Source organism: Litoreibacter sp. GN1-5, assembly GCF_055693805.1.
On sequence record NZ_JBVFUP010000001.1, the window covers coordinates 1311692 to 1338325 of the forward strand.

Consider the following 26634-nt stretch of genomic DNA (forward strand, 5'->3'; position numbering starts at 1 on the left):
AACCGGACTTCACGGGATCACCTGACGCATCACCGGTGAGCGGGGCGCAAGCCCAGATAAAGGTGCGGGGATTAAAGCCCCCGTCCGGCAATCCATTGATGGCGGCGCCGCCTTTTCTTACCACGTTACAGTTTACGAGATATAGTCAGCCCTGCGGCCTCATCCTATGGCAAGGATGCATAGGCCGCAGGGATTTTGGCGTGGCTGATTGAAACACAGAAATACAGAAATACAGAAATACAGAAATACAGAAATACAGAAACACGGGGCGGCACTCATGCCAATGACGCCCATGTCCTGATTTTAGCGCCGCGGAGCATCTTGATATATCCCCACATGGCAAAGACAAGAACAACCGCGAAAACGGCACTCAGCACCAGCATCAAAATCGGCATATCACCACCGCCAAATATCGTATTCACGATCCCGTAGAGAAGACCACAGAACATGGCCAGCATCATGCCGGGAAACAGACCGTAAAAGATGCCAATAATACCGGCAAGCTTGGGCAAGCGCATATTGAACCCCAGAACATAGATTATCGCGCATAAAAGCAGATACCCGATTATCAACAGAAACACCCCAAGCGCGCCATACATCAAAACGCTTACCAACGAGACCTGCACGACACGCCCGTCTTTGTAGGCGATGGTCGTAATAGTGCCAACTATTGAGCGGGTGTTGCTGGCCGTATCATCCCTGACCGTGACCGCGCCGCCGATCTTGTCAACGAACTGATATGTTGGCGTATAGAAAGTAACATCGCGCTTTCTTTGTCTGCCGCTTGAATCCTCATAGGTGGATTCCCGTACTTCGCTCTCGACTTTGATGATTTCGGCCTCGTATTTCGGATAGAAAAGTATCCCGCCGAATTTCTCGATCCATATGCTGCCAAATCCGGCGAAAAACATCGCCAAGATGGCAAAAACAATACCCAGATAGAGTGACCAGAGCGCCCCAGGTTTTTGCCTGCGCCGCGAAGGGGGGACCGTCGGCATTCGTCTGTGACGCCAGACCACACCGCATCCCAGAGCAAAGCCAAGAAGAACAGCAATTATGATGAAGTATCCGAACGCGATCATAGCTGCACCTACGGCTTACAATATACCTGCATGTATCAGATATATTCGACTTTTTGATAATAACTTTAACCCAGATTGCAAAGAATTCTTCCCTGCCGTTCGAATTCGTGCAAGAATTGCAGGTTAACAGGAGATGAATTGTGGCTAGAGTTTCTGAATTTGAGCAAAGCGGAGAAGACACGCTCGAGATTGCAATTTCCCAAGACGAGTTTGATCGCCTTGGGTCTGCAACCGATCCTTTTGAGCTTCGCGTTACCATTCTGGACAACAACGGGGCAGAACTTGGCAACTTTCTGTTGTCGACCGATCCGGCGGATTGGACACTTGATGCCGACACAGGCGAATACCTTCTGATCGAACCAGTTGTCGGTTTTGGCAACCATAGAACAGATTGGGACGGGTTGGTGCTAAGTTCGACCAACGCCACCGGCTTAGATACTGTCGAAGACGCATTGATGGTCGGACCATTCGGCCTACCGGTTGATAATGACGGAGCATTGGCAACTCAGGTGACTGCGGCAACAAATATTGCGGTTGGCACGCCATTGACGCTGATCGACCAATCGGTAGTTGTTGGAACGACCGGCGATGCGACCTTGCGTTTTGATGCACCCGATATCAACACACCGATCGTCGCCCGAGGCGCTGATCTTGGGAACACAGGCAGCGCCCCGCCAGTTTGCTTTGCCGAGGATACTCTGATCAAGACCGAGCGCGGCGAGGTGGCCGTCAGTCACCTGCAAGTTGGAGACAGGGTTTGGACCAAATTCAACGGCCTTCAACCCATTCGCTGGATCGGCGAAATAAAGGTTTCTACGACAGAAATGGCCGAAGATTCCAGAAAGCGTCCGGTGAGAATAGGAGCAGGGTCACTTGGCCATGGACTGCCATCGCGTGATCTACGCGTTTCTCGACAGCACAGAGTCGTTCTGTCGTCTGCGGTTATCAAAGAGCTTACGAACGACTTAGAGGTTTTCGTTCCGGCGCACCGGCTTATTGATCTCCGTGGGATTTCGTTGGTGTGCCCCAAGCGCGACTTGACCTACTACCATCTGCTCTTTGACAGGCACGAAGTTGTCTTTGCCAACGAGATTCCAACGGAAAGTCTTTTGCTGGGACATGAGGCGCAAGAGTTTTTGGGCCAGACGGCGCTTGCTGATATCAAACTAACAACGAACATAGAGCCGCGCAAAAAAGTCTATCCCGCTCTTCCAATACCATATCCAAAAATGCAGAAACGGATTATAGCAGAATTGGTTCAGAACCAGTCGGCTGCTGTTGACCTGATCGAGTTTGCATAGGATCAAAGATACTTGGCATTTATGTCAAGTGGCCATGACGGCCCCGCGATAATTGACACTCGAAAACTGTGAACTGAATCAGCACTATACGGTATCGGGCAACATGAGTTCATGCAGGGTGAAACTCGTTAAACGCGCATTGCCCTATTTATCGTCAATCTCTGCGACAGGTTCTTTTAACATGCCATTCAACCCGCCTATATCGAGATTTGACAGAAACGCTACGGTCTCTTCATCTGTTGTGTTGGTCAGAAGATGCACCTCGATCTGATCGCCAATTGGCCCTGTGATATGGCGTGCACCGAAAGGTCCTCCAAGGGGTAGCACCCGGAATGGCACGCCCGAGATTGTCCGAAACTCTACCGGCTCTGGCCCTGTGTCCCAATCTGCGGTTAACCGGTCCACATCGCCGGTGGAAAACCCGAATGGGCCGGGCTTGGGGCGGTATTTCGTCATCAGGATCATCATCTGCTGCTCATTTGTATAGGTCCTGATCTCAACCTGATCTCGCGCGCCAATATCGGTTCTGTTCAATTGAAAAATCGTGCTTTCTGATCTTGTCCGGGCGAAGGCTTCGATATCTTCTTCTGATGCCTCCGCTTCAAGCTCAAGCTGCTGCCAGACCAATTCTACATAATCGTCTTTGACCATATCGGCCAGAACCCAGCCTTCAGGCGGCTCGGGGATAAAATCGACTAATGCTCCCGTCGGCTCATGGTCCTGCTCAGATGGGTCAGGCCCGATATTGCTGATGTCCTGCTGCACATCGTTGATATACTGCGAAACTGAATAGCCGTTCCCATAATCTTTCGAGCGCGCGCTATAGTCCAGCACACCAACAACAGAAATGCCCAGAACAACGATCGCCAGCGGCGTGCCAAACTTCAAAAGATTTTCCGACATCAAAGTAACCCTTTAAGACAAATTTCCTTGCGTCAAACCATAAACATAAGACCCTGTAAGTACAGAGCCCCGGAAAGACTTCGCCTGCAATCGTATCTGCATCTTGTATCCGCTGCCCCGGATCCTTAAAATAGATCGGAAACCGCCCCTATCGGGCGGTCTGTTGTTTTGAAGGACAGCCAGATGTCATGGACTGATGATCGCGTTGAAATACTGAAAAAGATGTGGGGCGAAGGAAAATCCGCCTCGCAAATCGCCAAGGAACTGGGCGGCGTGACCCGCAACGCTGTCATTGGCAAGGTACATCGTCTTGGCTTGTCGAACCGCTCTGGCGGTGGTGGATCGGCAAAAAGTGCGGCCAAGGAAAAGCCTGCGGCCAAACCTAAGGTCGCCGAAAAGCCCAAGGCTGCCGCAAGCGCGTCGGACCCAAAACCGGCTGCACCGGTCAATAAACCGATGATACGCAACAAGCTTATTGTGACGGCTGGCCAACCTCTGCCACCGCAACCCTCGGCCAATGAGATCAGCCCCGAAGTGCTGGCTTCCGTGCGCGAAGTGGAAAAGAAAGCCAAGAAAATCAGCGTGATGGAGTTGACCGAGCGGACCTGCAAATGGCCCGTTGGCGACCCCGCAACCGAGGATTTCTGGTTCTGCGGCCTGCCCGCCCAAGCTGGTAAGCCCTATTGCGAGGCCCATGTGGGCGTTGCCTTCCAACCCATGAGCTCGCGCCGCGACCGGCGCAGATAAGGCGTTCTGTCGTTTCATTGGGTCATTTCAATCCGGAAATACCCATAGAAACCCCAAGGCGCGTTGTTTAAATTCACACCCTAGATAACGGCAGCACTGGAATGCTCCGCACACCTGAACCACCTCAGCGCCTCTACGATGGAAAGATTGCAACCCCGGATCGATGGCAAGCGTTTGAACCGCGCGCCGGGGATATCGTCGTCTCGACCCCAACAAAATCTGGCACAACCTGGACGCAAGCCATTCTGGCTTTGCTCATTTCAGGCGATCCGAACGTCGACGCCGCGATATCGCGAGACGCGCCCTGGATAGACATCACAGTGCCGGACGGGGATCAGATTATGGCATCCCTGAATGCACAAACGCGACGTCGCCAGGTAAAAACCCATACGCCTTTAGATGGCATTCCGCTTTGGCCCGATCTGCGATACATAACTGTTTACAGACATCCCATCGACGTGCATCTTTCATTTCGCCGACACGTTGAGAACATGCAGGAAGACGTTCTAAAGGACATCTATCCTTCTGACATTCATGAGGGATTTCGTATCTTTCTTGAAGGCCATCACCGCGACGGCGCAAGTCTGACGTCGATTATTGACCATTACCGCAGCGCACTTGCACGAAGCGACCGAGAAAATCTTCTACGTCTGCATTATGCTGACATGTGCCGTGATCTGCCTGAGGCGTTTTCTCAAATCGCAGCGCATATAGGCATTTCTCATCCTCCGCAGGTTATGGGCACGCTGATCGAGGCAGCCACATTTCGCAAAATGAAAAGCAATGCCGAGCGTTTCGCCGTGTCAGCCCGTGAAGGTTTCTGGAGAAATGATGCTGACTTCTTTGACAGCGGCAGTTCGCAGAAATGGGTCGGGGTTCTGTCAGACGATGATCTGGCAGCTTATGATATACGGATGACAGAGCTGCTTGGAGCAAGCGAGCGGCAGTGGCTTGAGCAGGGAAATATGGCCCAATCGTAAAGCGTTTCTGGTCCAAGCTCGATCATGCGGCGTTTTGTGTAGCGGTTATTGAACCGTATTTTATGTTGGCCTAGCATAATGCATACGAAATCGTTGCACGAAACAAACTTCCAAAAAGGAACCCGCAGAATGATTGCCTACGTCACCGTTGGTGCTGACGACATCGCACGCGCGAAACGGTTTTACTCTGCGTTCCTGCCAGCCCTTGGGTACGAGCTAAAGGAAGAGAACAACGGGGATCTGAGCTACGTGCTGCCCAAGCAATCTGGTCAGTCTGCCCCCCTGCCAGATTTCTACGTTAAATCACCTTTCGATGGACGTCCGGCATCGGTGGGGAACGGGACGATGACTGCATTCGAGGCGCGCAGTCAAAGCCAAGTGCGTGACCTTCATTCCGCAGCACTTGCCGCAGGCGGCTTTGACGAGGGCCAGCCGGGTTTCCGCGCGTCCTATGGACCTCATTTTTATGTTGGCTACCTGCGCGACCCTCAGGGGAACAAGATCGCATTATTCTCAAGCAATCCAGACGACCCCGGACGGGACGGATAACGCGGGCCGCAGTAATTCCTGGCCGCTAATGTGCCCAATGGCTCACGTCGAGAAACCTTCATCATTAGGGAGACTATCCGCAACTACACCTTGGGTTAATGGCGTGAAGTCCAAAGCCATCTGACATTCTACACCATTGTGGAATGTCAGTCAGATACCCTTGACGCGATGCGCGAGATTTTCTGAATCAAATCAGCGCCGCCCGTCAGGCAAATGTGGCCCAATCGTCAAGCGTTCCTAACCCAAGGTCGGGCTTGCGGGACAAAGTGTCTACTGGCCTGCGCCAACCCAATGTCTTCTTTTGGGGACTACCAGACGGAGCTGATATGGGCTATTTTTCTGTTTACAATTTTTGGAAGTGGAACAATTTAGTTGGCAAGACGCAGCAGAGGTGACTTCGGCCTTGTAATTTTAGGTGTTATTGTCGGGGTTCCAATACTTATTGGACAGAAGATAATTGAAGGTGACACAACAGTCATCGCCGCTGTTGTCGGTGTCATTTCTTTAATAATTGGCTGGATCATATACTCAAATAACCGAGGGAAACGGCTTGCTGAAAACAGTCAAAGGCAGGTCAATGATCTAGTTTTGCATCACAAAAATTCTCTTGCCCGCTTGTATCGCCAAAAAGTGTTTCATGGAGAATACGGCGAACAAAGGTTCGAAGCATTTAATAAAGAGATTCGATATTTTTTTGAAAATGTCTTGGCTCCAGACCTCGATGTTTCTGACGAAATGTTACGCCTTCCTGAGTTTTATCAGTATGTAGTGGCAGCCGTTTACAACGTTGCGGAGAACGTTGAATTTGATGGGGTAGATTTGGAGTCAATCCCGTCCGACCCTTTCGAGTTTGAGCATTGGACAGCGGAAATGCTAAATCAAAGTGGTTGGAACGCTCAAGCCACACAAGGTAGTGGAGACCAAGGCTCTGATGTTGTCGCAACTTTTGGCGATCACAAGTGCATCATTCAGTGTAAATTATACAAGAATGCAGTGGGCAACAAAGCCGTACAAGAAGTTGATGCTGCACGGAGATTTTTCGATGGCGATAGCGCGGTTGTGGTAGGGAAAAGTGGGTATACTAGGTCAGCAAAGCAGTTGGCGAGTAAGAACAACGTTCTCCTGATAGATGTGTCTGAGTTAGATATGCTTACCTCATATCTGGGTATCAGCATTGCTGACGACCATCATCAAGAGAATACATCAACGTCCCAGATCTGGGGCCGACCTCAGCAAACCGAACAAGCTAAACAGCGGCTAATAGTAACGACCGCCACGGTCGAAGACGAGGCTACATCTTCCAACAACTATGAAGGCGCACCTTCCAACCGAAACAAAAATACAACGCATTCTGCAAAGAATGAACAAACCCAATCGACAAAAAAAGCAATCCTAGTGCCAAGGAAGTAAACAAACTGATGGAACAAATTAAGATGCTGATTGCGGAACTTGCAAATGCGAAGAAAAGGGAAATTGAAATTGCGGCCGCGAATGCCCCAGCCGAGGCGAAAGAATTTGTCGCAACCGATGCCAAATTTGCCATAGACAATGTAAATGAGTGGCAAAAGGAGATCGTCAAAGATCTGAAAAGGCGCATCAAAGATACCGATAGAGAAATTGAAGACATTGTGGAGTCAATTGAGGAGTATTGAGAAACCTAAAATACCATGATCCTTAGTTTGCTACTAACCTCTTCAACAAAGCAGACGTTCGCCACAACACCAAAGGTCGGTAAAATGGGCTCCTTGCGGACATTTCAGCATCTTAGCGCACCCAAGGTCAATTGGTGGCCTGAAGGTCAATGTTGTCTGACGTTCAACAACCGTTTACTGGCATCGCCTGCGCAATTTGCTAACCTCCCCCGGATGTCTAAAGGTAAAGGATCCAGGCACCGTGCGGTGGTATAAGAGTTTCAAAAGGATATTCGGGCAGGCTTCTGGCATGTCTGACCGTCTCAAACGTCTTGTGGGCTTTGGTCCTGCTCCGCAATCCGTGCATCCCCTGGCCACGCGGGGTCCGATTACCCATGTGATCATTCTGGACGGCACGATGTCTTCGCTGGACGAAGGGTTCGAGACGAATGCAGGCATCACTTACCGGATGCTCTCGGAAATGGCGCCAAACAAGGCGGTCTCTTTGAAGTATGAGGCTGGTATTCAGTGGCAGGGTTGGCGGCGCGCAATAGATGTGATGGCGGGCGTCGGGATCAACCGGCAAATCCGGCGCGCTTACGGTTTTATCGCCTCGCGCTACCGCCCCGGCGATCGCATTTTTCTGATGGGCTATTCGCGCGGGGCCTATGCCGTGCGTTCGCTGGCCGGGGTTATTGATCAGGTCGGGCTGCTCAGGACAGATTGCGCGACGGAACGCAACGTGCGTCAGGCTTATCGCCACTACCGGCGCGATCCACAAAGTCCAAGCGCCAAATCCTTCCGACGGGCGCATTGTTACGAGACCACACCGATCGAGATGTTGGGCGTTTGGGACACAGTCCGCGCCCTTGGTTTCCGCGCGCCCGTCCTGTGGCGGTTTTCGCCAGTTGAGCATGAATTTCACAATCACACCCTTGGCAATTCCATCCGCAATGGCTTTCATGCCTTGGCGCTTGATGAAACCCGCCGGGTGTTTGAGCCGGTGCTGTGGACCAGCCGCGACACCTATCCCGGCAAGATCGAACAGGTCTGGTTTCCCGGCACCCATGGCGATGTCGGTGGCCATCTCAGTGGTTACAATGCGGCCCGCCCTCTGGCCAATATCCCGCTTGTCTGGATGCTGGAGCGCGCCGAGATGTGTGGCCTACCTCTGCCGGATGGTTGGCGCACCCGCCTACCCTGCGATGCAACCGCGCCGTCTGTCGGAAGCTGGCGCGGCTGGGGCAAGCTGTTTTGGCTGCGCCGTTCGCGGGTCGCACTGAAAGACCCATCCGAGCAGCTACATGATAGCGTCCCGACCAAGCCCGCACCGCTTTGGCGTCGCCTGATGGCAGGTGGATACAAGTCGGCACCATTACGGCGATAGCGTCAGAAACAAGTTGCGCCACCAACGCTAACGCCCGATAACTTGCGAATGACACGTTCTATCCCACTGAAACCTATGGACGGCTTCCCGAAGTTTGTTGAGTTCCGAGAAGAAGGCCCCCGCGAGGGCTTTCAGATCGAAAAAACCATCTATCCGCTGGACCAACGGGCCAAGTTGATTGACCTGCTTAGCGAAACCGGGCTCAGACGTATTCAGGTGGGGTCTTTCGTCAGCCCGAAATACGTCCCGCAAATGGCCGATACCGCCGAGCTGTTCGATCGGATCAAACGTAAGCCCGGTGTCGAATACACAGCACTTTGGTTGAACGAAAAAGGCTTCAGGCAAGCTTTGGCAGCACGGGATGTGCATATCGATCCGCGATTGCTTCTCTATGCGTCAGATGCATTTTCGCAGCACAACAACAATTGCTCAGCCAAAGCGATGCAAGCCCGGCAACGCGACTGGATCACGCTTTACCGTGATGCAGGCTACGATCTCGATTCTGCCTATGTGATGGCCGCGTTTGGATGCAATTTCGAAGGGGATATCCCGCCTGAGAAAACCCATGATATCTTTCGCTGGGTGATCCGGACCTGCGCTGAAATGGACGCCCCGCTGCCAAACCTGTTCATCGCCGACACAATGGGCTGGGCCACGCCCGAGGCTGTGAAGCGCATGATCGGGGCCGTGCGCGACCTTGCCCCAGAGGCCCGTATCGGGATGCATATCCATGATACACGCGGGCTTGGCATTGCCAACCTGCACGCCGCGATGAGCATGGGTGTCGATCTTTTTGAAACCTCCATCGCAGGGCTTGGTGGTTGCCCGTTTGCGGGTCACGGGCATGCGCGGGCGGCCGGGAATGTCTGCACCGAAGACGCGGTTTTCCTGTGTCACGAAATGGGCATAGAGACCGGCATTAACCTTGAAAAGCTGATCGAGGCTGCGCGCTTTGCCGAAGATATCATTGGCACTCCGCTTATGGGACGGGTCATGCAGTCTGGTGGGTTGGACGCATACCGCAAGCGGCAGACCTGAGCACAGAAACCTTCAAAATATAACACCTAGCCCATTTGGCGGTTTTCCTTTTGCCCTGCACAAGTTAGATGATCCTCCAGAACGAGGAGACCCGCCATGGCGATGGAAAAAACCTTTAATGCGGACGAGGCCGAAAGCCGTCTTTACAAGGCCTGGGAAGACGCCGGGTGTTTCAAGGCCGGCGCCAATGCCTCGCGGGCCGAAACCTTCTGCATCATGATCCCGCCGCCCAACGTGACGGGCTCGCTCCATATGGGGCATGCGTTCAACAACACGTTGCAGGACATCATGATCCGCTGGAAGCGGATGCAGGGCTATGACACGCTCTGGCAGCCGGGTACGGATCACGCAGGGATCGCCACGCAAATGGTGGTCGAGCGCAAGCTGGCAGAAGACAGCAACATGCGCCGCACCGATATGTCACGCGAAGACTTTCTGAAGAAAGTCTGGGAGTGGAAAGAAGAGTCCGGCGGCACGATCATCAACCAGCTCAAACGCCTTGGCGCGTCCTGCGACTGGTCCCGCGAAGCCTTCACCATGTCCGGCAACTTCCCAGAAGCGGTGATCAAGGTCTTTGTGGAAATGTATAATCACACCGATCAGCATGGTAATCCCGACCCGCTCATCTATCGCGGCAAACGGCTGGTCAACTGGGACCCACATTTCGAAACGGCGATCAGCGACCTAGAGGTCGAGAATATCGAGACGCCGGGTCATATGTGGCATTTCAAATACCCGCTCGCGGGGGGTGAAACCTATGAATATGTCGAAAAGGACGAAGACGGAAATATCACCCTGCGCGAGACGCGCGACTATATTTCCATTGCAACGACCCGGCCCGAGACCATGCTGGGCGACGGCGCGGTTGCAGTGCATCCGTCAGATGACCGTTACGCGCCAATCATTGGAAAACTATGTGAAATTCCAGTTGGCCCGAAAGAGCATCGCCGCCTGATCCCGATCATCACCGACGACTACCCAGACCCCGATTTTGGCTCGGGCGCGGTGAAGATCACCGGCGCGCATGACTTCAACGACTATCAGGTCGCCAAACGCGGCGGCATCCCTATGTATAGTCTGATGGACACAAAGGGCGCGATGCGGACTGATGGAAAACCCTATGCTAAAGAGGCCGCGATTGCTGGCGCAATTGCGCGGGGTGAGCAGAAATTTGACGAAGCGATGATTGCCGCGATGAACTTGGTTCCCGGCGAATATCGCGGGCTCGACCGGTTCGAGGCGCGCAAAGCCGTTGTGGCTGACATCACCGCTGAAGGTAACGCGGTCATGGTGTCCGTCCCTGTGATTGACGAGGAAAGCGGGCAAGAAAGTTCCAAGCTGGTCCCATATGTCGAGAACAAGCCTATCATGCAGCCCTTCGGCGACCGCTCGAAGGTGGTCATCGAGCCGATGCTGACAGATCAATGGTTCGTTGATACGGCAAAGATCGTCGGCCCCGCGCTGGATGCGGTCCGGAATGGCGATGTCAAGATCATGCCCGAAGCGGATAAGAAGGTGTATTTCCACTGGCTGGAAAACATCGAACCCTGGTGCATTTCAAGGCAGCTCTGGTGGGGGCATCGAGATCCCGGTTTGGTACTATCATGAAACTACAGCTCGACCGGTCGAAGCTGGTATCGAGTGGAATACTGACTTTAGCGTCATTAAAAACGTAAGCGCACCGGACGAGGCCTCGGCAATAAAGTTACTCAAGGAGCGGATCGGAGATATACCTTTTGGTATTGTTAGGGACCAAAATGAAGCGCTGTCCCGTGAGGCAATGTTAAACAAGGTTGCGCTCTGGCGCGACCCCGACGTCCTCGACACGTGGTTCTCCTCCGGCCTCTGGCCCATCGGCACCCTCGGCTGGCCCGAGGACACGGAAGCATTGCAAAAATACTTCCCCACCTCGACCCTGATCACCGGACAGGACATCCTCTTCTTCTGGGTCGCCCGCATGATGATGATGCAACTGGCCGTGGTCGATCAGGTCCCCTTCGACACCGTCTACCTCCACGGCCTCGTGCGCGACGCCAAGGGCAAGAAGATGTCGAAATCCACCGGCAATGTCATCGACCCGCTCGACATCATCGACGAATTCGGCGCCGACGCCCTGCGCTTCACCAATGCCGCCATGGCGTCGCTCGGCGGGGCGCTGAAGCTGGATACCCAACGCATCACCGGCTACCGCAACTTTGGTACAAAGCTATGGAATGCCGTGCGCTTTGCAGAAATGAACGAGGTCTACGCGTCGGGCAAAAGTCCGATAGAATTCCGACAGATTTCCGATGCCGAATTTACCGTCAACAAATGGATTATCGGCGAGACCGCAAAGGTCCGCCAAGAGGTCGATCAAGCACTGGAAAACTACCGCTTCAACGATGCCGCCAATGCGCTTTACGCCTTTGTCTGGGGCAAGGTCTGCGACTGGTATGTAGAGTTCTCAAAGCCGCTATTGTTGGACGGAACCGAGGCCCAAAAGACTGAGACCCGCGCGACTATGGCATGGGTTCTGGATCAATGCATGATCCTGCTGCACCCCATCATGCCGTTCATCACCGAAGAACTTTGGACCGTCACAGCCAAACGCGACAAGATGTTGATCCACGCCGACTGGCCTAGCTATGCCGCTGATTTGGTTGATGAAAACGCTGACCGCGAAATAAACTGGGTGATTTCCATCATCGAGGCCATCCGGTCCGCGCGCGGCGAAATGCATGTCCCGGCAGGCCTGAAAGTCCCGCTTGTGCAGATTGCACTGGATGAGGCTGGCAAAACCGCTTGGGAAAATAACGAAGCGTTGATCCTGAAACTTGCGCGCATCGCCTCTGTCACAAAAGCGCCCGAGGCCCCTAAAGGATCTGTCACACTGCCCGTCGCAGGCGGCAGTTTCGCCCTGCCCCTTGGTGATATCATCGACGTGGACGAGGAAAAAGCGCGGCTGGAAAAGACGTTAGGCAAACTGTCCAAAGAGCTCGGCGGTCTGCGCGGTCGCTTGAACAACCCGAAATTCGTCGAAAGCGCGCCAGAAGATGTGGTCGCGGAAGCCCGCGAAAACCTTGCCGCGCGGGAAGAAGAAGAGGCGAAACTGAATGCCGCGTTGGCGCGTCTGGAGGAAATTACATGAGATATATTAGCCCTTTTCTGCTTGTTGTAGCCCTGCCCGCTTTCGCAGATGCCGATGGCCCGGATGCGTGGCGCGTCACAGGGGTTGACGCAGATGACACGTTGAGCCTGCACGCAGGACCCGGCACGCAATATCCGAGCTTTGGTACGCTGGCCTCAGACGCGCGTGGCGTGAGCGCCGAGATTTGCGTGCCGACCCTTGGCGATGGCGGCTATTTCGCGCTGCCAGAAGCTGTGAAAGAGCAGGTCGCCAATCTGGAACGGTGGTGCTATGTGACCGGACCTGACGGCCAAAAAGGCTGGGCCAGCATGGCCTTCATGGAAGAAGACGGATGAGCCACCCGCCCTTTGCGCAGCTTGTACAGGGCTTACCCTCTGCTGTGCCTTTTGTGGGCCCCGAGGCGCAGGAACGCGGCAGGGGCAAGCCGTTTGCCGCACGGCTTGGGGCGAATGAAAGTGTTTTCGGCCCATCGCCCCTTGCCATTGATGCCATGGCCAGAGCCGTCGAAGAGGTCTGGAAATACGGCGACCCGGAAAGCCATGATTTGCGCCATGCGCTGGCACAATATCATGAGGTGGCCCCCGAAAATATTATTGTCGGCGAAGGGATTGACGGCTTGCTGGGTTATCTGGTCCGCCTGATCATTGAGCCGGGTGATACCGTTGTCACCTCGGACGGGGCGTATCCGACCTTCAACTACCATGTCGCAGGCTTTGGGGGCGTATTGCATAAAGTGCCCTATCGCGACGATCATGAAGACCCGGAAGCTCTGATTGCCAAGGCTCGTGAAGTTGGGGCCAAGCTGATTTATCTCGCGAACCCGGACAATCCGATGGGGACATGGCACAGGCCGCGCATTCTGCATGATATGATCGGCCAAATGCCGGATGGCTGCCTTCTGATATTGGATGAGGCCTATATCGAATTGGCCCCGGACGGCACCGCGCCAAGCATAGAGGTCAGCGACCCCCGAGTGATCCGGATGCGCACGTTTTCAAAGGCATATGGAATGGCCGGAGCCCGTGTTGGCTATGGGATCGGGGCCCCTGAACTGATCCTCGCCTTTGAGAAGATACGCAACCATTTCGGCATGTGCTGCATCAGCCAAGCCGGGGCTTTAGCTGCGCTGGCTGATCAGTCATGGCTGGCCGAGGTCCAGTCCCGTGTGGCCGAGGCGCGGCAACGCATAGGGCAGATTGCCCGGCAAAACGGCCTGACACCAATCCCTTCGGCCACCAATTTCGTGGCCATCGATTGCCAACAGAACGGTGACTTCGCCCGCGAGGTTCTTGCCGGGTTGATCGCGCGTGATCTGTTTGTCCGCATGCCCTTTGTTGCGCCGCAGGATCGCTGTATCCGTATCAGCTGCGGCACAAAGGCTGATCTCGATTTGTTGGAAGACGCCTTGCCAGACGCTTTACGCGACACAAGGTCCTGACTACAGCGGGCGTGTCCATGTCTGTTCGATCAGGTCTTGCCCGAAGGACCGGACAGGTTTGCTGTCAACACAGGTAAATCCGTTGCGCATGTATAGCGCGCAGGCTGCTCGATGGCTTTCATGGGTCCATAATGTCATGCTCTGGTAGCCTGCCTCACGGGCAAATTGCAGGCACACGTCCAGCAGATGCTGGCCCAGCCCCTGCCCTCGCGCAGAGGGTTCAAGCAAAAACAGACGCAGTTTGGCCGTATCCTCACTTAGCCTGACGCAGAAGATGCTGCCCAAACGCTCTGCCCCGCGTTGGGCGATCCAGCCGCGTTCGCGCGCCGGATCATGGTTTGCGATGAAATCAGCCAGAATATCGCTGACAAGGGCCGGGAAAGTATCATCGAACCCGTCATGTTCGCTATAAAGGGCACCATGGCGTTCGGCCAGCCAAGCAGCATCATCTGCATGAAACGGGCGCAATATGATTGTATCGTCGGACATGGGGTGATTTGACCGGGTTTGCAGACGTCTTGCAAGCCTTGTCACCACACCCAGTTCTGGATAGCTAACCCTGACACGTTCAGGAGAGTTCAGATGGGCATCGACAAGGAAAGCGATATTGCCGCCAATCTGCAGATTGGCCCCACCACGTTGGGGATGGTACGAATTTATATAGAAGGGAACGGTATTGAGTTTCCGCTTGATTTTGACCCGGATGAAGCGGACGAAATCGCGGAAGAGATCAGGGCCGCTGCCGCCCGCGCGCGGGTCATGAAAGGCTGACGTCACGAAAACCTTATATATGGAGATTTCCCCATGAGCTGGAACCCGAGTATTGAACCGCAATGCCCCGACGCCGGAAATATGGACTCCATCGACACCCTGATCATCCCGCGTGCCCGTGATCTGGGTGGGTTCGAAGTGCGCCGCGCCCTGCCCGCGCCAAAACGGCAGATGGTCGGGCCGTTTATCTTCTTTGACCAGATGGGCCCGGCAGAGTTTCTGACCGATCAGGGTATCGATGTCCGTCCGCATCCTCATATCGGGCTGGCGACCGTTACATATCTTTACAAGGGCGAGTTCCAGCACCGCGACAGCCTTGGCACCAACCAGATGATCTATCCAGGCGAGGTCAACTGGATGATCGCAGGCAACGGTGTGACCCATTCCGAACGCACCAGCGTGCAAACGCGTCAGGGGCCCAGCAGCCTGTTTGGCATTCAGACATGGGTGGCCTTGCCCGAGAAAGCCGAAGAAACCGATGCTGCGTTTGAGCATCACGGCGAAGACGCGTTGCCCTTTATCGAGGGCAAAGGCAAAGAGGTGCGGCTGATCATCGGCACCGCATGGGGGCAATCCGCGCCCACAAAGACCTTCACCGAAATGTTCTATGCCGATGCGGTCCTGCAACCGGACGCACTTATCCCGATGCCTGACAATCACGAGGACCGGGGCGTTTATGTGGTGGATGGCAGCATTGAGGTGGCTGGCGATGTGTTTGAGGCAGGCCGGATGATGGTCTTCCGGCCCGGTGATGCGATTACGCTGAAAGCAGGCGTGAAAGGTGCACGGTTGATGCTGCTGGGTGGCACGACGTTGAACGAGTCCCGCCATATCTGGTGGAACTTCGTAGCATCCTCAAAAGACAAGATCGACGCAGCAAAAGAAGCCTGGCGCGCAGGCGATTGGCAACACGGCCGTTTTCAACTGCCAGCGGGCGATGAGGATGAGTTTATCCCTTTGCCAGATCGGTAGTTTGAAACTCCGGAAAAAGTTTGGTTTGCTGCAATTTCTTTTCCGGATTCTATCGAATGATCTGCGGGTAAGTTTGGCTCAGTTGTAAAGCGCTCTGGTCTAATGGTGCAGTTGCGTGACTTAACAATAATTCAGTGCAAATAATTGTAATCTTAGATAAATCGAAAGAGTAACAGCCGCTTCACAGCTCTGGATTCCTTAAAGAACTGATCCGATTTCGGCAGAAAGGTGCTCAGTAAGATGACGCCATATTCGAAAACTGGTATTAAAAACGAAAGATTCATAACAACACACCAAAGAAGTGTGAAAACCCCGGTACAAGTGGGCACATAAGGTGGGTTGAGCACATTGGCGAATAAATTTACTGAATACAGACCAGAAATTGATGGGTTGAGAGCTTTTGCAATCGTTCCCGTTATCTTTGCACATGCTGGATATAAATCATTTGAAGGTGGGTTTATTGGCGTAGATATTTTCTTCGTTATCAGCGGATATTTAATTGGCACGATCATACTCAAAGAAATGAATACTGGAGAGTTTTCCCTAGCTCGTTTTTACGAGAGACGGGCAAGGCGTATTTTGCCAGCCAGCATTTTTATGATGGCGCTTTGCCTACCTTTTGCATTTCTTTGGTTTGACACTCAGAAATTCACTGAATTTTTCGAAAGCATTATGGCGAGCACTCTATTTTTCGCTAACTTTTATTTCTACAGCACTACAGACTACTTTGGGCTGGCGAGCGAAACTAAGCCGCTTTTGCATATGTGGAGCTTATCTCTAGAGGAGCAGTTCTATTTCATCTTTCCATTAGTAGCCATTATATTGTTTTCGATAAACAAGCGGATTATGCCCCTCACAATTTTCCTATTTCTAATCGGAGCAACCAGTATCTGTATAAGCATTTTAACTCATGACGCAGATCCTGATGCAACATATTTCCTTATCTTTGGTCGCGCTTGGGAATTAATTTTTGGCGTATTATGTGCGATTCTATTGCTAGGTAAGCGGCACATAGAACCGAATAACCTTTTAGCTCTCATCGGGCTTTCTGTAATTTTCTACGCCATTTTCGCCTTCGATGAAACAACACCTTTCCCCAGTTACAACGCCCTTCTACCCACGCTGGGCACCGGTCTAATAGTTATTTTTGCACGCAATGAAAATCTTGCAGCACGCATGTTATCTTGGCGCCCATTTGTAGCATTGGGTCTAATCAGTTACAGCCTTTACTTATTCCACCAACCAATATTCGCATTTGCGCGTATACGCAGCTTTGAGGAGCCAAGTTTTGCCGTCTTTAATATTCTGATCGGCCTTTGTATATGTATTTCTTATTTTTCCTACTACTTTGTGGAACGCACTTTTCGAAATTCCAAAATAATGACGCGGCAAACGATCTTTACGCTTTCGACTGTATCCATAGTGATGTTTACAGGAATGTCGGTTCTGGGCTCAAATAATTTTGTTAAACCCAGCCTTAATGAACAAGCGCAAGAGACAATTTTTCGGATTTATACGGCCAAGCTTAAACGGCGCAGCATTTCATTTCATAAAACATGCGATCATATAAACCCGACTGATTATGACGACACATCTCGCTACATCAAAAACTGGAATTGTACGCCAGATGAAGTTGATGAAATTCGTGGCGCAAAGCTCAATAAAACCAAAATATTTGTTATAGGGGACAGTCATGCGGTAGATGTTGCAAACAGCCTTCGATTGAATGATTTGGCAATCTATCAAGTCACCGCAAACGACATGCCGCTTGTCATTGAAAATGCTGAAACCAATAAAACGAATTACGGTAGATTACTTGCCTTTGCTAAAGAGAAGGTTAGAGAAGTAAAACCTGATGTTATTTTGCTTGTAGAAAGGGTTGAAGCAGGCGATGCTCTTGGCGAAGCTCTGGTTCGTGAATGGGGCGAATTTGGTAGTAAAGTTCATATTTTCTCTAGCAGACCTGAGTACCCTGAGTTCGCGGAGAAGCTCTTCTATAATGCACGATATGAACAGCAACTTGGATTTAAGTTTGATACAGAAAGGGCAGCTTATTCGAAAAAGGCCTCGTTTGCTAAATCTTACAAAGAAGCAAAATTCCATTTTGTGGATCAAACCGCGATCTATTGTCGTGTCGAGATTTGCCAACCGATTTTATCGGACGGAACGCTACGACTTATAGATTACGGTCATTTCACCACAACTGGTGCAAAAAGATTTGGAGAAAAGCTCATTCCAGAAATTGGAGCTGCCGGTTTGCCCGAAACATGAGGCCACCAACACCAGAGACCGTTTCAAAAAGGGCACAGGTTTGGAGACTAGACAGCACCGTTCATATCACCAGAACACCAAGTTCAACTCAATCTCACGCAAAAACGCAGAACGTTCTTATTCAAATAGTGCTCTCTAATCGTTATACCCAAGGCTGCGCAAAATCCGGATCGCGCAGTGAATGCAATCTCAGCGCCGCGTGACGCGCGAACTTTTGTGTGAGCGATTTTCGACGGGCGGCCGCCAGCTTGTCTTCAGGGGCCATACGGATAATTTCCGCATCATAAGCGTCAGCGATGACCAATCCTGTATTGTCAGGTAAAAGCTCTGTCGGGAAAGTCTCATCCACGGCCCAGAAATAACGGTCGCACCAGTCCAGATAGCCCTGCCATTTCTTGTCAGTCTGGAAATCCGCGCGGCAGGATTTGCATTCCACCACCCACAGTTCGCCTTTGGGGCCAAGCCCCATGACATCCACCCGCAAACCCCTGTCGGGCGTGAATTCCTCAACCGTGGAAAATCCAAGGCTCAGCAGATGGCGGCACACACCCCGCGCCAGAAACTGACCGGGTTGGAGGGACAGATCGTCAGGCATGTCATAAACATGAACAAAAGGGAAACAAAAGTCAAGATCAGGATGCCACTTGACATGATACCTTTTAGTTTCATATATAAATGATACCAAAAGGTACTATATAAGGATTGACTATGCCCCCAGATGAACAGCCGACATTCCGCGCACTTGCCGATCCGACCCGGCGCGACATTCTGCGCCATCTGGCGCAAACGGATATGACCATCGCTGAAGTTGCGCAGAATTTTGACATGACCCGTGCAGCGATCAAGAAGCATCTCACCGTTCTAAGCGACGGTGGCCTGATCACTGTAGAAGCCCGCGGGCGCGAACGGGTCAATGCACTTAACAAGGATGGCTTTGGCCCGATCTTCGACTGGTTCAGCTATTTCGACCAGTTCTGGGATACGCGCCTCTCTGATCTGAAAACTGCAATTGAAAAGGACACTTCCAATGACTGACACGATCCTGCAAAAATCAATCTATCTGAAAGCCAGCAAGGAACAGGTCTGGGCGTATCTGACGGACCCTGACAAGCTTGCGATCTGGTTTCACAAGCCGTCCGAGACCCTGAAAGACGGCGCAGATTACGCCATGTATGGCACCGAAAGCGGTGACAAACTGATGTGGGGCAAGGTGATCCGCGCGACCCCGCATAAACATCTGGAATACACCTTCACCATCAAGCCGATGGGTAAGGCCATAAGCACCGTCAAGTGGACGCTTGAAGATGTCCCCGGCGGCACGCGTTTGTCACTCGAACATTCCGGCCTGCCACAAGGGACGGATGCGTTCGATTTGACCCTAGCGCTCGACAAAGGCTGGGACGAGCATCTGGCGCGCCTGCGGGCGGACGCCCATGGGGATTAGGGGGCTATACGTCAGAGAGCTGCGTCGTTTGCGCATGCCACGCCCCACTTTTGAATCATTGAGCGCTAAAATTTAAGTCAGCGTCACGTCAGAAAAATTAAACATACTTGACGCTTAACATGAGGGCCATAATGCCAATCAGAGCGCTCAAACCCCTGCTAATGCCTGCCCAAGCCAAGGTGCTTTATGTCTCGAATGTCTCGTAATGGGCTTTCATATAGGCCACGCCATCGGCCACGATTTCTTCCAGCACGCTCAGATCTATATCGGCCAGCTTATTGATATAGAGGCAGCTTTTACCGGTCTTGTGTTTGCCAAGGCGGGATAGCTTGTCACCGAGGTTGCGATACCCTGGCAAAATGTAGATCGAAAGAGACGCCTTGCGCGGGCTGAATCCCGTGACCATGAACTGCCCTTCACGACCGCTTTCGTATTTATAATGATACCGCCCATACCCGATGATCGATGCGCCCCACATCTGGGCAGGCCAGCCGGTGACATCATCAAACAAGGTCAACAGGCGCGCGCTGTCTTCACGGCGGATTTTGTGCGCGATACCTGCCACGAAATCCTGCACGGGCTGCGCTGATGGCTGCGTTTTATTCTGGCCTTTGGTCATGTGGCTCACTCATGCTTGCGGTTGCTTTGATACAGCCCCTTGCTATGGCTTGCAGCCGGTCCTATTTGTGTCGTGACGGTTCTGCCCTTCTCGTATCATGGGGACTACATTCCAGTGGCCTTAAGCAACTCCGAGGGAGCTGGCTCTGTTCGGATCCTGGTTCGTTTATCTGGCGCCCACCTGTATATACAGGTCCTCGGGAATAAGCTTCCCCAACGGTTGTTTGGTGGTTCCGTCACCCGCAGCAGGTTTAACGGCGGGGATGATCATCCCGAACCGGGATCGGGATCAAAAGATCGCACCGGTTCATGCCACCATTGGGATCACTGTCATCCTCTTGGTCTTTGTCGCGCAGCCCCATCACCGCAAGCCCCATCTGCACGCTGGAAAATGTGATGATGAAAAACACGCTCATCACGACAAGTGCCAGCGGCCCTTCCGGGTTATGGGTCACAAGATGCCAAAGACCAACCACGTTGAACCAGCACAGAAGCGCCACAAAAACCAAAGCAGCCCCTGCGCCAATAGCTGCATTTTTCAACAGAAACTTGATATGGTCTGGCATGTCGACTCCTCTATACAGCCTAAAACATGATATAGGAGATCGCAGGCTCATGTCTACCGGCTGTTGGATTTTCTAAGATATGGGCGCTTTTGCATAAGACTTGAATTGCTGGTTTGAGCCCTTTGACAGAGCCAGATATTTAATCCCGGGTTTTGTTGTGTCAAACGATGCGTTTCGCAGGTTCTGTCGAACGCTGGGCACCGCCCTTATTGAGCATAATCCAAATTTTTACGATGCAAAATTGGTCCGAGTGCTGTGGTCAGATGATCCAGATGGTTTCGCTGGTTGATTATTTACAGTTTTCGTCTAACAGTCCCCCAAACAACGATCAAAAGTGAACGCATGACCCATAAAAGTAGCGCTTCTCCAGATGACATGAACCCAGCGCGTAATTGGGTTAAAGTCCTGTCCCAATATCGTGAACCGAATGTTCTGCGAAGCAGCTTTGAGCTTGCCGTGACTTTGGGCGCATTCCTTCTGCTTTGGGCTTTGGCGTGGTACGCTTTGTCTATCAGTGCCTGGCTGACGCTAGCCTTATCTTTGTGCAACGCGGGCTTCCTGTTGCGATTATTTGTTATTCAGCACGATTGTGGACACAGCGCATTCCTCAAGAGCCGTGTTATGAGCGATTGGCTGGGTCGGATTCTCGGTGTGGTTACACTCACACCATATGATGTCTGGCGACGTTCACATGCCATGCATCACAGTTCATCTGGCAATCTTGGACGCCGGGGAATGGGTGATGTACACACGTTGACGGTGAGAGAATACCGAGAGCTGTCCCCCACAAAACGCTTTTTGTATCGCTTATATCGCCACCCTCTGGTTCTGTTTGGTCTCGGACCGGGCTATCTGTTCTTTTTGCAAAATAGATTGCCTTTGGGTCTGACCAACCATGCTAAGTATTGGGTGAGCTCTATGAGCACCAACGCTGTTATCTTTATTGTCCTGTCGATCATCTTCTATTTTGGAGGGATGATGCCGATTTTGCTGATCTTCGTACCTTCCACACTTCTTGCGGCAACGGCAGGCGTCTGGTTGTTCTATGTACAGCACCAGTTTGAAGACGCGCATTGGGAAGAGGATGCGGACTGGGACCTGCACGATGCGGCTTTGCATGGCAGTTCGCACTACGTCTTGCCAACTGTATTGCAATGGCTGAGCGCCAACATCGGCATACACCATGTTCACCACCTGTATAGCCGCATTCCGTTCTACCGGCTGCCCGAGGTGCTACGCGACCACAATGACCTGGCGCTGAGCAATCGTATGACGATCAAACAAAGTCTTCAAAGCGCACGGCTGCATCTGTGGGATGAAAAAAGCAGGAAATTGCTGTCATTTGCCGAGGCCAAAACGGTTGCCTGATCGTTGGTTTTGTAGTGGGATATAGCTATATTAGATACTATTACAGAACGCGGCAGCGCATAAACTCAAATGTGTCAGCAAAACTCACAACATCCAGAGCCTGATACAATCGGTCGCTCACAAAGAACTGGCCACCACTCACGATGGGATCGACCCAGATGTCAGGGCCAACCATTGCGGTCGACCTCGTTGTTATCTGGTCATCTTCAAAAGCGCTTAAGCGATAATATGGGTTGGTCTTTGGTCCGCGCCGTTTAGCTGCTGGTGACTCTTCAGGAACAAGTGTGTTTTTAGCCACACCGATGTTTAGTATGAAAAATTCCTGCCCGTAAGAAGAGTCAGTATCCGTTCTACGCATTTCAACCGGATAGAAGTGACTCGGACCAACATCGAACTGCCGCATCACTTCGGCGACGTGTTTGGACACAACGGGGCAAATCCACTTAACATAGTGCGGCAGTTTTTCTGGTAATCTCGAGTTGTGCGCGTCGCCGATTGTCGGCTTTAAATTCGTTTCCAGAACTTCGGGAAAACGATCTCGTGAAAGCGGTAGCCCCTGTTCACTATCAAGCATCATCGCCTGACTCAGTTCATGTATCTGATCCATGGAATACTCAACTTCCGACCAACCAAATCCAAACTCTGCAGCAATATTGCCCGGCGCAGTACTCACCCAAACATGTTCGCTCATCTACTTTCTCCCACTTTACTCGCACCCATCTTCTCCAATGTCTCCGCGCCCACCAACCGAGTCACAATCGGGTGCAGCCGCAGATCGCCGTCCTTCACCACTTGTTTGAAGTTTACGATCACCGACGCGGTCGTCTTCTGGTTCGGCGCGATGACGTCCAGCAGCCAGTTGATCTCGCCGCTATACCCGCTTCAACGCCTGTTTTGTCTGTTTTCACTATCAGCGGCAGCTTTTTGGGCAGGGGGTTCATCACCTTTACGCGTGCGTTTTGAGATGGTGTTCATACCCTTGTTGATCCCGAGATTTATGAAACGCCTGATCACCTGATTAATGATCATATTTATGATCCGGTCCATGAATGGCCCTCCTGACGGTTAATATAACGCGTCTGCCCTAATCCTCAAACAGCTCGTTCTGACCTTCTGGGCTTTCGTCCTCATCGTCATCCTCGTCCGTAGCGACAGAGGCACCGGGCAAGGGGCGATTGTCGAGCAGACCTGCCGCCCGCAATTCTTTCAGGCCGGGCAGATCGCGCGCGTTCTCCAGCCCGAAATGGTCCAGAAAATTCTGTGTGACGACATAGGTTACGGGGCGGCCAGGCGTCATGCGGCGACGGCCAAAGCGGATCCATTCCAGCTCGATCAACTGATCGACGGTCCCGCGCGAGACGCTAACACCGCGGATTTCCTCGATCTCAGCCCGCGTCACCGGTTGATGATAAGCCACAATGGCAAGTGTTTCGATGGCCGCGCGCGACAGCTTGCGGGTCTCAACCGTTTCCTTTTGCATCAGGAAGCCTAAATCCCCCGCGGTGCGCATGGCCCAGGCATCCCCCACACACACCAGATGCACACCACGTCCCTCATAGCGTTTCCTCAGATGCACCAGCGCTTCTGCCGGGTCAGAGCCATGGGGCATCCGCGCCTCAAGCTCACGCAAGGTGACAGGCTCTGCCGTGGCAAAAAGGATCGCCTCGATCATGCGCTCCTGTTCCGCCATGGGGGGCGCTTCAAACAGGGTTTCGTTTTGACTATCGTCCATTCTCTGCTCTCTTGCGTATCTGGATGGGCGCGAAAATCTCGCCTTGGCGCAGCTCGATCTGGCCGATTTTTGCCAACTCAAGCGAGGCCGCAAAGGTGGCGGCAGTGGCAGAGCGGCGCATTGCCGGGTCCATCTCCCACCCTTCGGGCAGGTAGCTGATCAGCTCTGTCCAGTCACCGGCATAGCCGATCATGCCACGCATGCGATCCAGCGCCTGTTCCATGGTAAAGACCTTTTCACGGTCCATCGTGAAGGGACGAAATTCATCCTTGGTTCGGATGCGGGAATAGGCCTGCATCAGATCCAGAAGCGTCGCGGTATAAGTAACTTTGCGCAGGCGCGTCACATCTTCGGGGATACCCCGGACAAAGAAATCCCGACCCAATTGGTCACGCGCCATCAGTTTTGCAGCCGACTCACGCATGGCAGACAACCGTTCCAGCTGAAAGGCCAGATGCGCGGCAAGGTCTTCACCTGATGGGCCTTCTTCGGATGGGTCCGGGGGCAACAGAAGGCGGGATTTGAGAAAGGCGAGCCAAGCGGCCATCACAAGGTAATCCGCCGCCAGTTCCAGCCGCAACTGCTTGGCCTTTTCGATAAAGGTAAGGTACTGCTCGGCCAGCTGTAGAACCGAGACTTTGCGCAGGTCGACCTTTTGCGTGCGTGACAGGGTCAAAAGCAGATCAAGCGGCCCTTCGAACCCATCCACATCAACAATCAGGGCTTCGGCCGCCAGCCGCGCCTCAACATCCGTTTCATCCCAATCTTCGTCCGACATTCACATCCCGCCAATCAGGGCGGAAAGTTCGTCTTCAAGCGCGGAAATGTCAATCTCTGTTGGTGATTTGCGATGTTTCAGTGCTGCATCTGCGCGGCTTTGCGTATCGGACTGCTGCGGGCCACAGGTTTCAGCGACCACTTTCATCTCGGCCATATCACCATTGCAATACAGTACCAGATCGCACCCTGCATCCAGCGATGCACGGGACCGTTCTGCAATAGTGCCGGACAGGGCCTCCATGGAGATATCGTCCGTCATGATCAGATTGGTAAAGCCGATCTCATCGCGGATCATCTGCATCATAACCGCAGAGGTTGTTGCTGGCTTATCATCGATGCAAGGAAACACGATATGGGCCGTCATGCCCATTGGCAAATCCGCAAGCTGTTTGAATGGTGCGAAATCCACCGCATCCAACTCGACCCGCGGGATATCTACAGTGGGCAGGTCCTTATGCCCATCCACCACAGCGCGGCCATAGCCCGGGATGTGCTTGAGCACAGGCAGCACACCCCCATCAATGAAGCCTTGCGCACATGCACGGCAGAGCGTCACAACCGTGTCTACATCGCTGCCATAACACCGATTTCTCAGAACAGGGTGGGATTCCGGGCGGATCACATCAGCCAAGGGCGCGCAGTTCACGTCAATGCCGACGGCGTGCAATTCGGACGCGATCAGGCGGTTGCGCAGATACATGGCACGTTCGGCATGTGCGCCTGTTGCCGCGACCTGATCCAAAGCTGGAAGGTATTGCCGCCAATGGGGCGGCCCCATTCGTTGCACCCTGCCCCCTTCCTGATCAATCAGGATAGGCGCGTCCCATCCCAAGCTGTCACGCAGATCAGACGTCAGGCGTCTCAATTGTGCCGGGTCAGTGATGTTTCGCGCGAAAAGGATGAACCCCCAGGGTCGGCTATCTGCGAAAAATTTCCGCTCTTCGGCGCTTAAAGACGTGCCTGCGCAGCCAAAAATATACGCCCCTGAAACCATTCAGCGGGCAACAACGGGAATACACGGTGCATTATCGGCAACCAGAACAGCGCAGAACCTGCGCGATGCATTCAGATCGTCAAACCCGACAGCCCGCAGCCGATAGAATTTGCGCCCGCCGCTTTCAGCTTGCTGGATCAGGCGTTTCTTGCCCTCCATATATTCTTCAAACTGCAATGCGATCTCGTCCCATTCAGCCTTGGCCGTCTCGATGTCGTCAAAGGCCCCAAGCTGAACCAGGCGTGTGCCCGAGGGCACATCCGCAGGCGTTACGTCCTCAACCGGCAAAGCCGCAACCTCACCCGCTGCGCGCAATGCTGCAAGGTTCAGCTTTGGACGCTGGCCGGGACGGGGTGAGTCTTTCACACCGGGAATAGATGGATCAATCGTCGAGGCAAGCTGCGCCACCTCCACCGGCTCGACCGGATCCGGAATTTCGGTCTGCGTCAAAGCGTCGGCAATCGGATCACTAAAATCAGTCTTCAGCGAAACGGGCGTTTCCTGCAACTCGTCTTCCGGCTCAGACACGGCAGTCTGGATCACATCGTCCGCATTCAGATCAATCGGTTCAGGGGCCAGAACAACCTGTGGCGCGGGACCCTCGGCCTCACCTGCCGATTGCACATTGTTGACGGCCAGCCCTTGATGTTGAGCCAATTGTCCGCCCGGGTTTTCCGGCTGAATCCGCATCGGGCCTTCCAACGCCCGGATCACAGGCACGTCCGTTACATCACGGACCGTCAACTGGTAGCTCCAGACCGCCAACCCGATCACCAAGGCCACAGCACTTGCTGCGCCAAATAAATTGAGAACCCGGCCCATCAGGCCGCCCGCCGCAGGCCCTTCGCCTGCTTCATATGCGTCAAATTCAACGCCTGCCATATCCGCCTCTCTGCCCCCGGCTTTCATGCCGGATGGTCCAATCGCTTGCCTGC

General features: G+C 53.1%; 28 protein-coding genes and 1 pseudogene. 17 read left to right on the plus strand and 12 right to left on the minus strand.

Annotated features, from left to right (window positions below; all coding sequences use genetic code 11):
* Nucleotides 1-275: 275 nt before the first annotated feature.
* Nucleotides 276-1082: a hypothetical protein gene (locus tag ACZ1HF_RS06840; RefSeq protein WP_472656788.1), complete on the minus strand. Its 807-nt coding sequence runs from the start codon at nt 1080-1082 to the stop codon at nt 276-278.
* 140 nt (nt 1083-1222) lie between these two features.
* Here ACZ1HF_RS06840 and ACZ1HF_RS06845 point away from each other — a divergent pair, with 140 nt between their 5' ends.
* Nucleotides 1223-2383 carry a Hint domain-containing protein gene (locus ACZ1HF_RS06845; protein WP_472656789.1) on the plus strand — a complete coding sequence of 387 codons (1161 nt, stop codon included), beginning with the start codon at nt 1223-1225 and terminating at the stop codon, nt 2381-2383.
* A gap of 144 nt (nt 2384-2527) precedes the next feature.
* Here ACZ1HF_RS06845 and ACZ1HF_RS06850 read toward each other — a convergent pair whose 3' ends face one another.
* A complete protein-coding gene (locus ACZ1HF_RS06850; RefSeq protein ID WP_472656790.1) occupies nt 2528-3286 on the minus strand; it encodes a hypothetical protein in 759 nt (252 codons plus the stop codon).
* A 183-nt stretch (nt 3287-3469) separates the two neighbouring features.
* On the opposite strand from ACZ1HF_RS06850, the gene ACZ1HF_RS06855 reads away from it, so the two are divergent.
* From ACZ1HF_RS06855 to ACZ1HF_RS06900, 10 genes and pseudogenes are all read left to right on the plus strand, one after another.
* Nucleotides 3470-4033: a GcrA family cell cycle regulator gene (locus tag ACZ1HF_RS06855; protein ID WP_472656791.1), complete on the plus strand. Its 564-nt coding sequence runs from the start codon at nt 3470-3472 to the stop codon at nt 4031-4033.
* Between the two features lie 101 nt (nt 4034-4134).
* Nucleotides 4135-5013, plus strand: coding sequence for a sulfotransferase domain-containing protein (locus ACZ1HF_RS06860; protein WP_472656792.1), 879 nt, complete (start codon nt 4135-4137; stop codon nt 5011-5013).
* Between the two features lie 129 nt (nt 5014-5142).
* Nucleotides 5143-5562 carry a VOC family protein gene (locus tag ACZ1HF_RS06865; RefSeq protein ID WP_472656793.1) on the plus strand — a complete coding sequence of 140 codons (420 nt, stop codon included), beginning with the start codon at nt 5143-5145 and terminating at the stop codon, nt 5560-5562.
* Between the two features lie 372 nt (nt 5563-5934).
* Nucleotides 5935-6972, plus strand: coding sequence for a restriction endonuclease (locus tag ACZ1HF_RS06870; protein WP_472656794.1), 1038 nt, complete (start codon nt 5935-5937; stop codon nt 6970-6972).
* A gap of 8 nt (nt 6973-6980) precedes the next feature.
* Nucleotides 6981-7214: a hypothetical protein gene (locus tag ACZ1HF_RS06875; protein ID WP_472656795.1), complete on the plus strand. Its 234-nt coding sequence runs from the start codon at nt 6981-6983 to the stop codon at nt 7212-7214.
* 289 nt (nt 7215-7503) lie between these two features.
* A complete protein-coding gene (locus tag ACZ1HF_RS06880) occupies nt 7504-8580 on the plus strand; it encodes a DUF2235 domain-containing protein (protein ID WP_472656796.1) in 1077 nt (358 codons plus the stop codon).
* A gap of 48 nt (nt 8581-8628) precedes the next feature.
* Nucleotides 8629-9618 (plus strand): hydroxymethylglutaryl-CoA lyase, encoded by a 990-nt coding sequence (locus ACZ1HF_RS06885; RefSeq protein ID WP_472656797.1) that lies wholly within the window; start codon nt 8629-8631, stop codon nt 9616-9618.
* A 96-nt stretch (nt 9619-9714) separates the two neighbouring features.
* Nucleotides 9715-12745: pseudogene (locus ACZ1HF_RS06890) on the plus strand (valine--tRNA ligase).
* Nucleotides 12742-13080: an SH3 domain-containing protein gene (locus tag ACZ1HF_RS06895; protein ID WP_472656798.1), complete on the plus strand. Its 339-nt coding sequence runs from the start codon at nt 12742-12744 to the stop codon at nt 13078-13080. The pseudogene ACZ1HF_RS06890 and the gene ACZ1HF_RS06895 overlap by 4 nt, the downstream one beginning before the upstream one ends.
* Entirely contained in the window at nt 13077-14183 is a 1107-nt protein-coding gene (locus ACZ1HF_RS06900; protein WP_472656799.1) for a pyridoxal phosphate-dependent aminotransferase, read from the plus strand. Before ACZ1HF_RS06895 ends, ACZ1HF_RS06900 begins: the two co-directional genes overlap by 4 nt.
* Here ACZ1HF_RS06900 and ACZ1HF_RS06905 read toward each other — a convergent pair whose 3' ends face one another.
* Nucleotides 14184-14672, minus strand: a complete 489-nt coding sequence (locus ACZ1HF_RS06905) for a GNAT family N-acetyltransferase (RefSeq protein WP_472656800.1) — start codon at nt 14670-14672, stop codon at nt 14184-14186.
* A 93-nt stretch (nt 14673-14765) separates the two neighbouring features.
* On the opposite strand from ACZ1HF_RS06905, the gene ACZ1HF_RS06910 reads away from it, so the two are divergent.
* From ACZ1HF_RS06910 to ACZ1HF_RS06920, 3 genes are all read left to right on the plus strand, one after another.
* The gene (locus tag ACZ1HF_RS06910; RefSeq protein ID WP_472656801.1) at nt 14766-14954 is read left to right on the plus strand and encodes a DUF6324 family protein; all 189 of its coding nucleotides are present in this window, start codon (nt 14766-14768) and stop codon (nt 14952-14954) included.
* Between the two features lie 33 nt (nt 14955-14987).
* On the plus strand, nt 14988-15926 hold the full coding sequence (locus tag ACZ1HF_RS06915) for a pirin family protein (RefSeq protein WP_472656802.1): 939 nt from the start codon (nt 14988-14990) through the stop codon (nt 15924-15926).
* A gap of 339 nt (nt 15927-16265) precedes the next feature.
* Entirely contained in the window at nt 16266-18197 is a 1932-nt protein-coding gene (locus ACZ1HF_RS06920) for an acyltransferase family protein (RefSeq protein ID WP_472656803.1), read from the plus strand.
* A gap of 142 nt (nt 18198-18339) precedes the next feature.
* Here ACZ1HF_RS06920 and ACZ1HF_RS06925 read toward each other — a convergent pair whose 3' ends face one another.
* Nucleotides 18340-18792, minus strand: coding sequence for an MmcB family DNA repair protein (locus ACZ1HF_RS06925; RefSeq protein WP_472656804.1), 453 nt, complete (start codon nt 18790-18792; stop codon nt 18340-18342).
* A gap of 113 nt (nt 18793-18905) precedes the next feature.
* On the opposite strand from ACZ1HF_RS06925, the gene ACZ1HF_RS06930 reads away from it, so the two are divergent.
* Both ACZ1HF_RS06930 and ACZ1HF_RS06935 read left to right on the plus strand, forming a co-directional pair.
* The gene (locus ACZ1HF_RS06930) at nt 18906-19232 is read left to right on the plus strand and encodes an ArsR/SmtB family transcription factor (protein WP_472656805.1); all 327 of its coding nucleotides are present in this window, start codon (nt 18906-18908) and stop codon (nt 19230-19232) included.
* Nucleotides 19225-19641, plus strand: coding sequence for an SRPBCC family protein (locus ACZ1HF_RS06935; RefSeq protein WP_472656806.1), 417 nt, complete (start codon nt 19225-19227; stop codon nt 19639-19641). Before ACZ1HF_RS06930 ends, ACZ1HF_RS06935 begins: the two co-directional genes overlap by 8 nt.
* Nucleotides 19642-19825: 184 nt before the next feature.
* Here the strand turns inward: ACZ1HF_RS06935 and ACZ1HF_RS06940 are convergent, their stop codons facing one another.
* Both ACZ1HF_RS06940 and ACZ1HF_RS06945 read right to left on the minus strand, forming a co-directional pair.
* Complete coding sequence (locus tag ACZ1HF_RS06940; protein WP_472656807.1) at nt 19826-20260, minus strand: DUF1801 domain-containing protein; 435 nt, start codon at nt 20258-20260, stop codon at nt 19826-19828.
* Nucleotides 20261-20510: 250 nt separating this feature from the next.
* Nucleotides 20511-20825, minus strand: a complete 315-nt coding sequence (locus ACZ1HF_RS06945; protein ID WP_472656808.1) for a hypothetical protein — start codon at nt 20823-20825, stop codon at nt 20511-20513.
* A 342-nt stretch (nt 20826-21167) separates the two neighbouring features.
* Here ACZ1HF_RS06945 and ACZ1HF_RS06950 point away from each other — a divergent pair, with 342 nt between their 5' ends.
* Nucleotides 21168-22193: a fatty acid desaturase gene (locus ACZ1HF_RS06950; protein WP_472656809.1), complete on the plus strand. Its 1026-nt coding sequence runs from the start codon at nt 21168-21170 to the stop codon at nt 22191-22193.
* Between the two features lie 40 nt (nt 22194-22233).
* On the opposite strand, the gene ACZ1HF_RS06955 is transcribed toward ACZ1HF_RS06950, so the two are convergent.
* The 6 genes from ACZ1HF_RS06955 to ACZ1HF_RS06980 all read right to left on the minus strand — a co-directional run bounded on the left by ACZ1HF_RS06955 (nt 22234) and on the right by ACZ1HF_RS06980 (nt 26581).
* Nucleotides 22234-22884 (minus strand): hypothetical protein, encoded by a 651-nt coding sequence (locus ACZ1HF_RS06955; protein WP_472656810.1) that lies wholly within the window; start codon nt 22882-22884, stop codon nt 22234-22236.
* A gap of 191 nt (nt 22885-23075) precedes the next feature.
* On the minus strand, nt 23076-23240 hold the full coding sequence (locus ACZ1HF_RS06960; protein ID WP_472656811.1) for a hypothetical protein: 165 nt from the start codon (nt 23238-23240) through the stop codon (nt 23076-23078).
* A 37-nt stretch (nt 23241-23277) separates the two neighbouring features.
* Entirely contained in the window at nt 23278-23925 is a 648-nt protein-coding gene (gene scpB / locus ACZ1HF_RS06965) for an SMC-Scp complex subunit ScpB (protein WP_472656812.1), read from the minus strand.
* Nucleotides 23915-24703: a segregation and condensation protein A gene (locus tag ACZ1HF_RS06970; RefSeq protein ID WP_472656813.1), complete on the minus strand. Its 789-nt coding sequence runs from the start codon at nt 24701-24703 to the stop codon at nt 23915-23917. Before ACZ1HF_RS06970 ends, scpB begins: the two co-directional genes overlap by 11 nt.
* Complete coding sequence (gene nagZ / locus ACZ1HF_RS06975; RefSeq protein ID WP_472656814.1) at nt 24704-25699, minus strand: beta-N-acetylhexosaminidase; 996 nt, start codon at nt 25697-25699, stop codon at nt 24704-24706.
* Complete coding sequence (locus tag ACZ1HF_RS06980) at nt 25700-26581, minus strand: SPOR domain-containing protein (protein ID WP_472656815.1); 882 nt, start codon at nt 26579-26581, stop codon at nt 25700-25702. It lies immediately after the preceding gene.
* Between the last annotated feature and the right edge of the window lie 53 nt (nt 26582-26634).

Excerpts from the sequence above, each read along its gene's own strand:
- ACZ1HF_RS06840 (WP_472656788.1), bottom strand. The coding sequence starts at position 1,082 with ATGATCGCGTTCGGATACTTCATCATAATTGCTGTTCTTCTTGGCTTT.
- ACZ1HF_RS06850 (WP_472656790.1), bottom strand. The coding sequence starts at position 3,286 with ATGTCGGAAAATCTTTTGAAGTTTGGCACGCCGCTGGCGATCGTTGTT.
- ACZ1HF_RS06855 (WP_472656791.1), top strand. The coding sequence starts at position 3,470 with ATGTCATGGACTGATGATCGCGTTGAAATACTGAAAAAGATGTGGGGC.
- ACZ1HF_RS06860 (WP_472656792.1), top strand. The coding sequence starts at position 4,135 with ATGCTCCGCACACCTGAACCACCTCAGCGCCTCTACGATGGAAAGATT.
- ACZ1HF_RS06865 (WP_472656793.1), top strand. The coding sequence starts at position 5,143 with ATGATTGCCTACGTCACCGTTGGTGCTGACGACATCGCACGCGCGAAA.
- ACZ1HF_RS06875 (WP_472656795.1), top strand. The coding sequence starts at position 6,981 with ATGGAACAAATTAAGATGCTGATTGCGGAACTTGCAAATGCGAAGAAA.
- ACZ1HF_RS06880 (WP_472656796.1), top strand. The coding sequence starts at position 7,504 with ATGTCTGACCGTCTCAAACGTCTTGTGGGCTTTGGTCCTGCTCCGCAA.
- ACZ1HF_RS06885 (WP_472656797.1), top strand. The coding sequence starts at position 8,629 with ATGACACGTTCTATCCCACTGAAACCTATGGACGGCTTCCCGAAGTTT.
- ACZ1HF_RS06895 (WP_472656798.1), top strand. The coding sequence starts at position 12,742 with ATGAGATATATTAGCCCTTTTCTGCTTGTTGTAGCCCTGCCCGCTTTC.
- ACZ1HF_RS06900 (WP_472656799.1), top strand. The coding sequence starts at position 13,077 with ATGAGCCACCCGCCCTTTGCGCAGCTTGTACAGGGCTTACCCTCTGCT.
- ACZ1HF_RS06905 (WP_472656800.1), bottom strand. The coding sequence starts at position 14,672 with ATGTCCGACGATACAATCATATTGCGCCCGTTTCATGCAGATGATGCT.
- ACZ1HF_RS06910 (WP_472656801.1), top strand. The coding sequence starts at position 14,766 with ATGGGCATCGACAAGGAAAGCGATATTGCCGCCAATCTGCAGATTGGC.
- ACZ1HF_RS06915 (WP_472656802.1), top strand. The coding sequence starts at position 14,988 with ATGAGCTGGAACCCGAGTATTGAACCGCAATGCCCCGACGCCGGAAAT.
- ACZ1HF_RS06925 (WP_472656804.1), bottom strand. The coding sequence starts at position 18,792 with ATGCCTGACGATCTGTCCCTCCAACCCGGTCAGTTTCTGGCGCGGGGT.
- ACZ1HF_RS06930 (WP_472656805.1), top strand. The coding sequence starts at position 18,906 with ATGCCCCCAGATGAACAGCCGACATTCCGCGCACTTGCCGATCCGACC.
- ACZ1HF_RS06935 (WP_472656806.1), top strand. The coding sequence starts at position 19,225 with ATGACTGACACGATCCTGCAAAAATCAATCTATCTGAAAGCCAGCAAG.
- ACZ1HF_RS06940 (WP_472656807.1), bottom strand. The coding sequence starts at position 20,260 with ATGACCAAAGGCCAGAATAAAACGCAGCCATCAGCGCAGCCCGTGCAG.
- ACZ1HF_RS06945 (WP_472656808.1), bottom strand. The coding sequence starts at position 20,825 with ATGCCAGACCATATCAAGTTTCTGTTGAAAAATGCAGCTATTGGCGCA.
- ACZ1HF_RS06950 (WP_472656809.1), top strand. The coding sequence starts at position 21,168 with ATGACCCATAAAAGTAGCGCTTCTCCAGATGACATGAACCCAGCGCGT.
- ACZ1HF_RS06955 (WP_472656810.1), bottom strand. The coding sequence starts at position 22,884 with ATGAGCGAACATGTTTGGGTGAGTACTGCGCCGGGCAATATTGCTGCA.
- ACZ1HF_RS06960 (WP_472656811.1), bottom strand. The coding sequence starts at position 23,240 with ATGGACCGGATCATAAATATGATCATTAATCAGGTGATCAGGCGTTTC.
- scpB (WP_472656812.1), bottom strand. The coding sequence starts at position 23,925 with ATGGACGATAGTCAAAACGAAACCCTGTTTGAAGCGCCCCCCATGGCG.
- ACZ1HF_RS06970 (WP_472656813.1), bottom strand. The coding sequence starts at position 24,703 with ATGTCGGACGAAGATTGGGATGAAACGGATGTTGAGGCGCGGCTGGCG.
- nagZ (WP_472656814.1), bottom strand. The coding sequence starts at position 25,699 with ATGGTTTCAGGGGCGTATATTTTTGGCTGCGCAGGCACGTCTTTAAGC.
- ACZ1HF_RS06980 (WP_472656815.1), bottom strand. The coding sequence starts at position 26,581 with ATGGCAGGCGTTGAATTTGACGCATATGAAGCAGGCGAAGGGCCTGCG.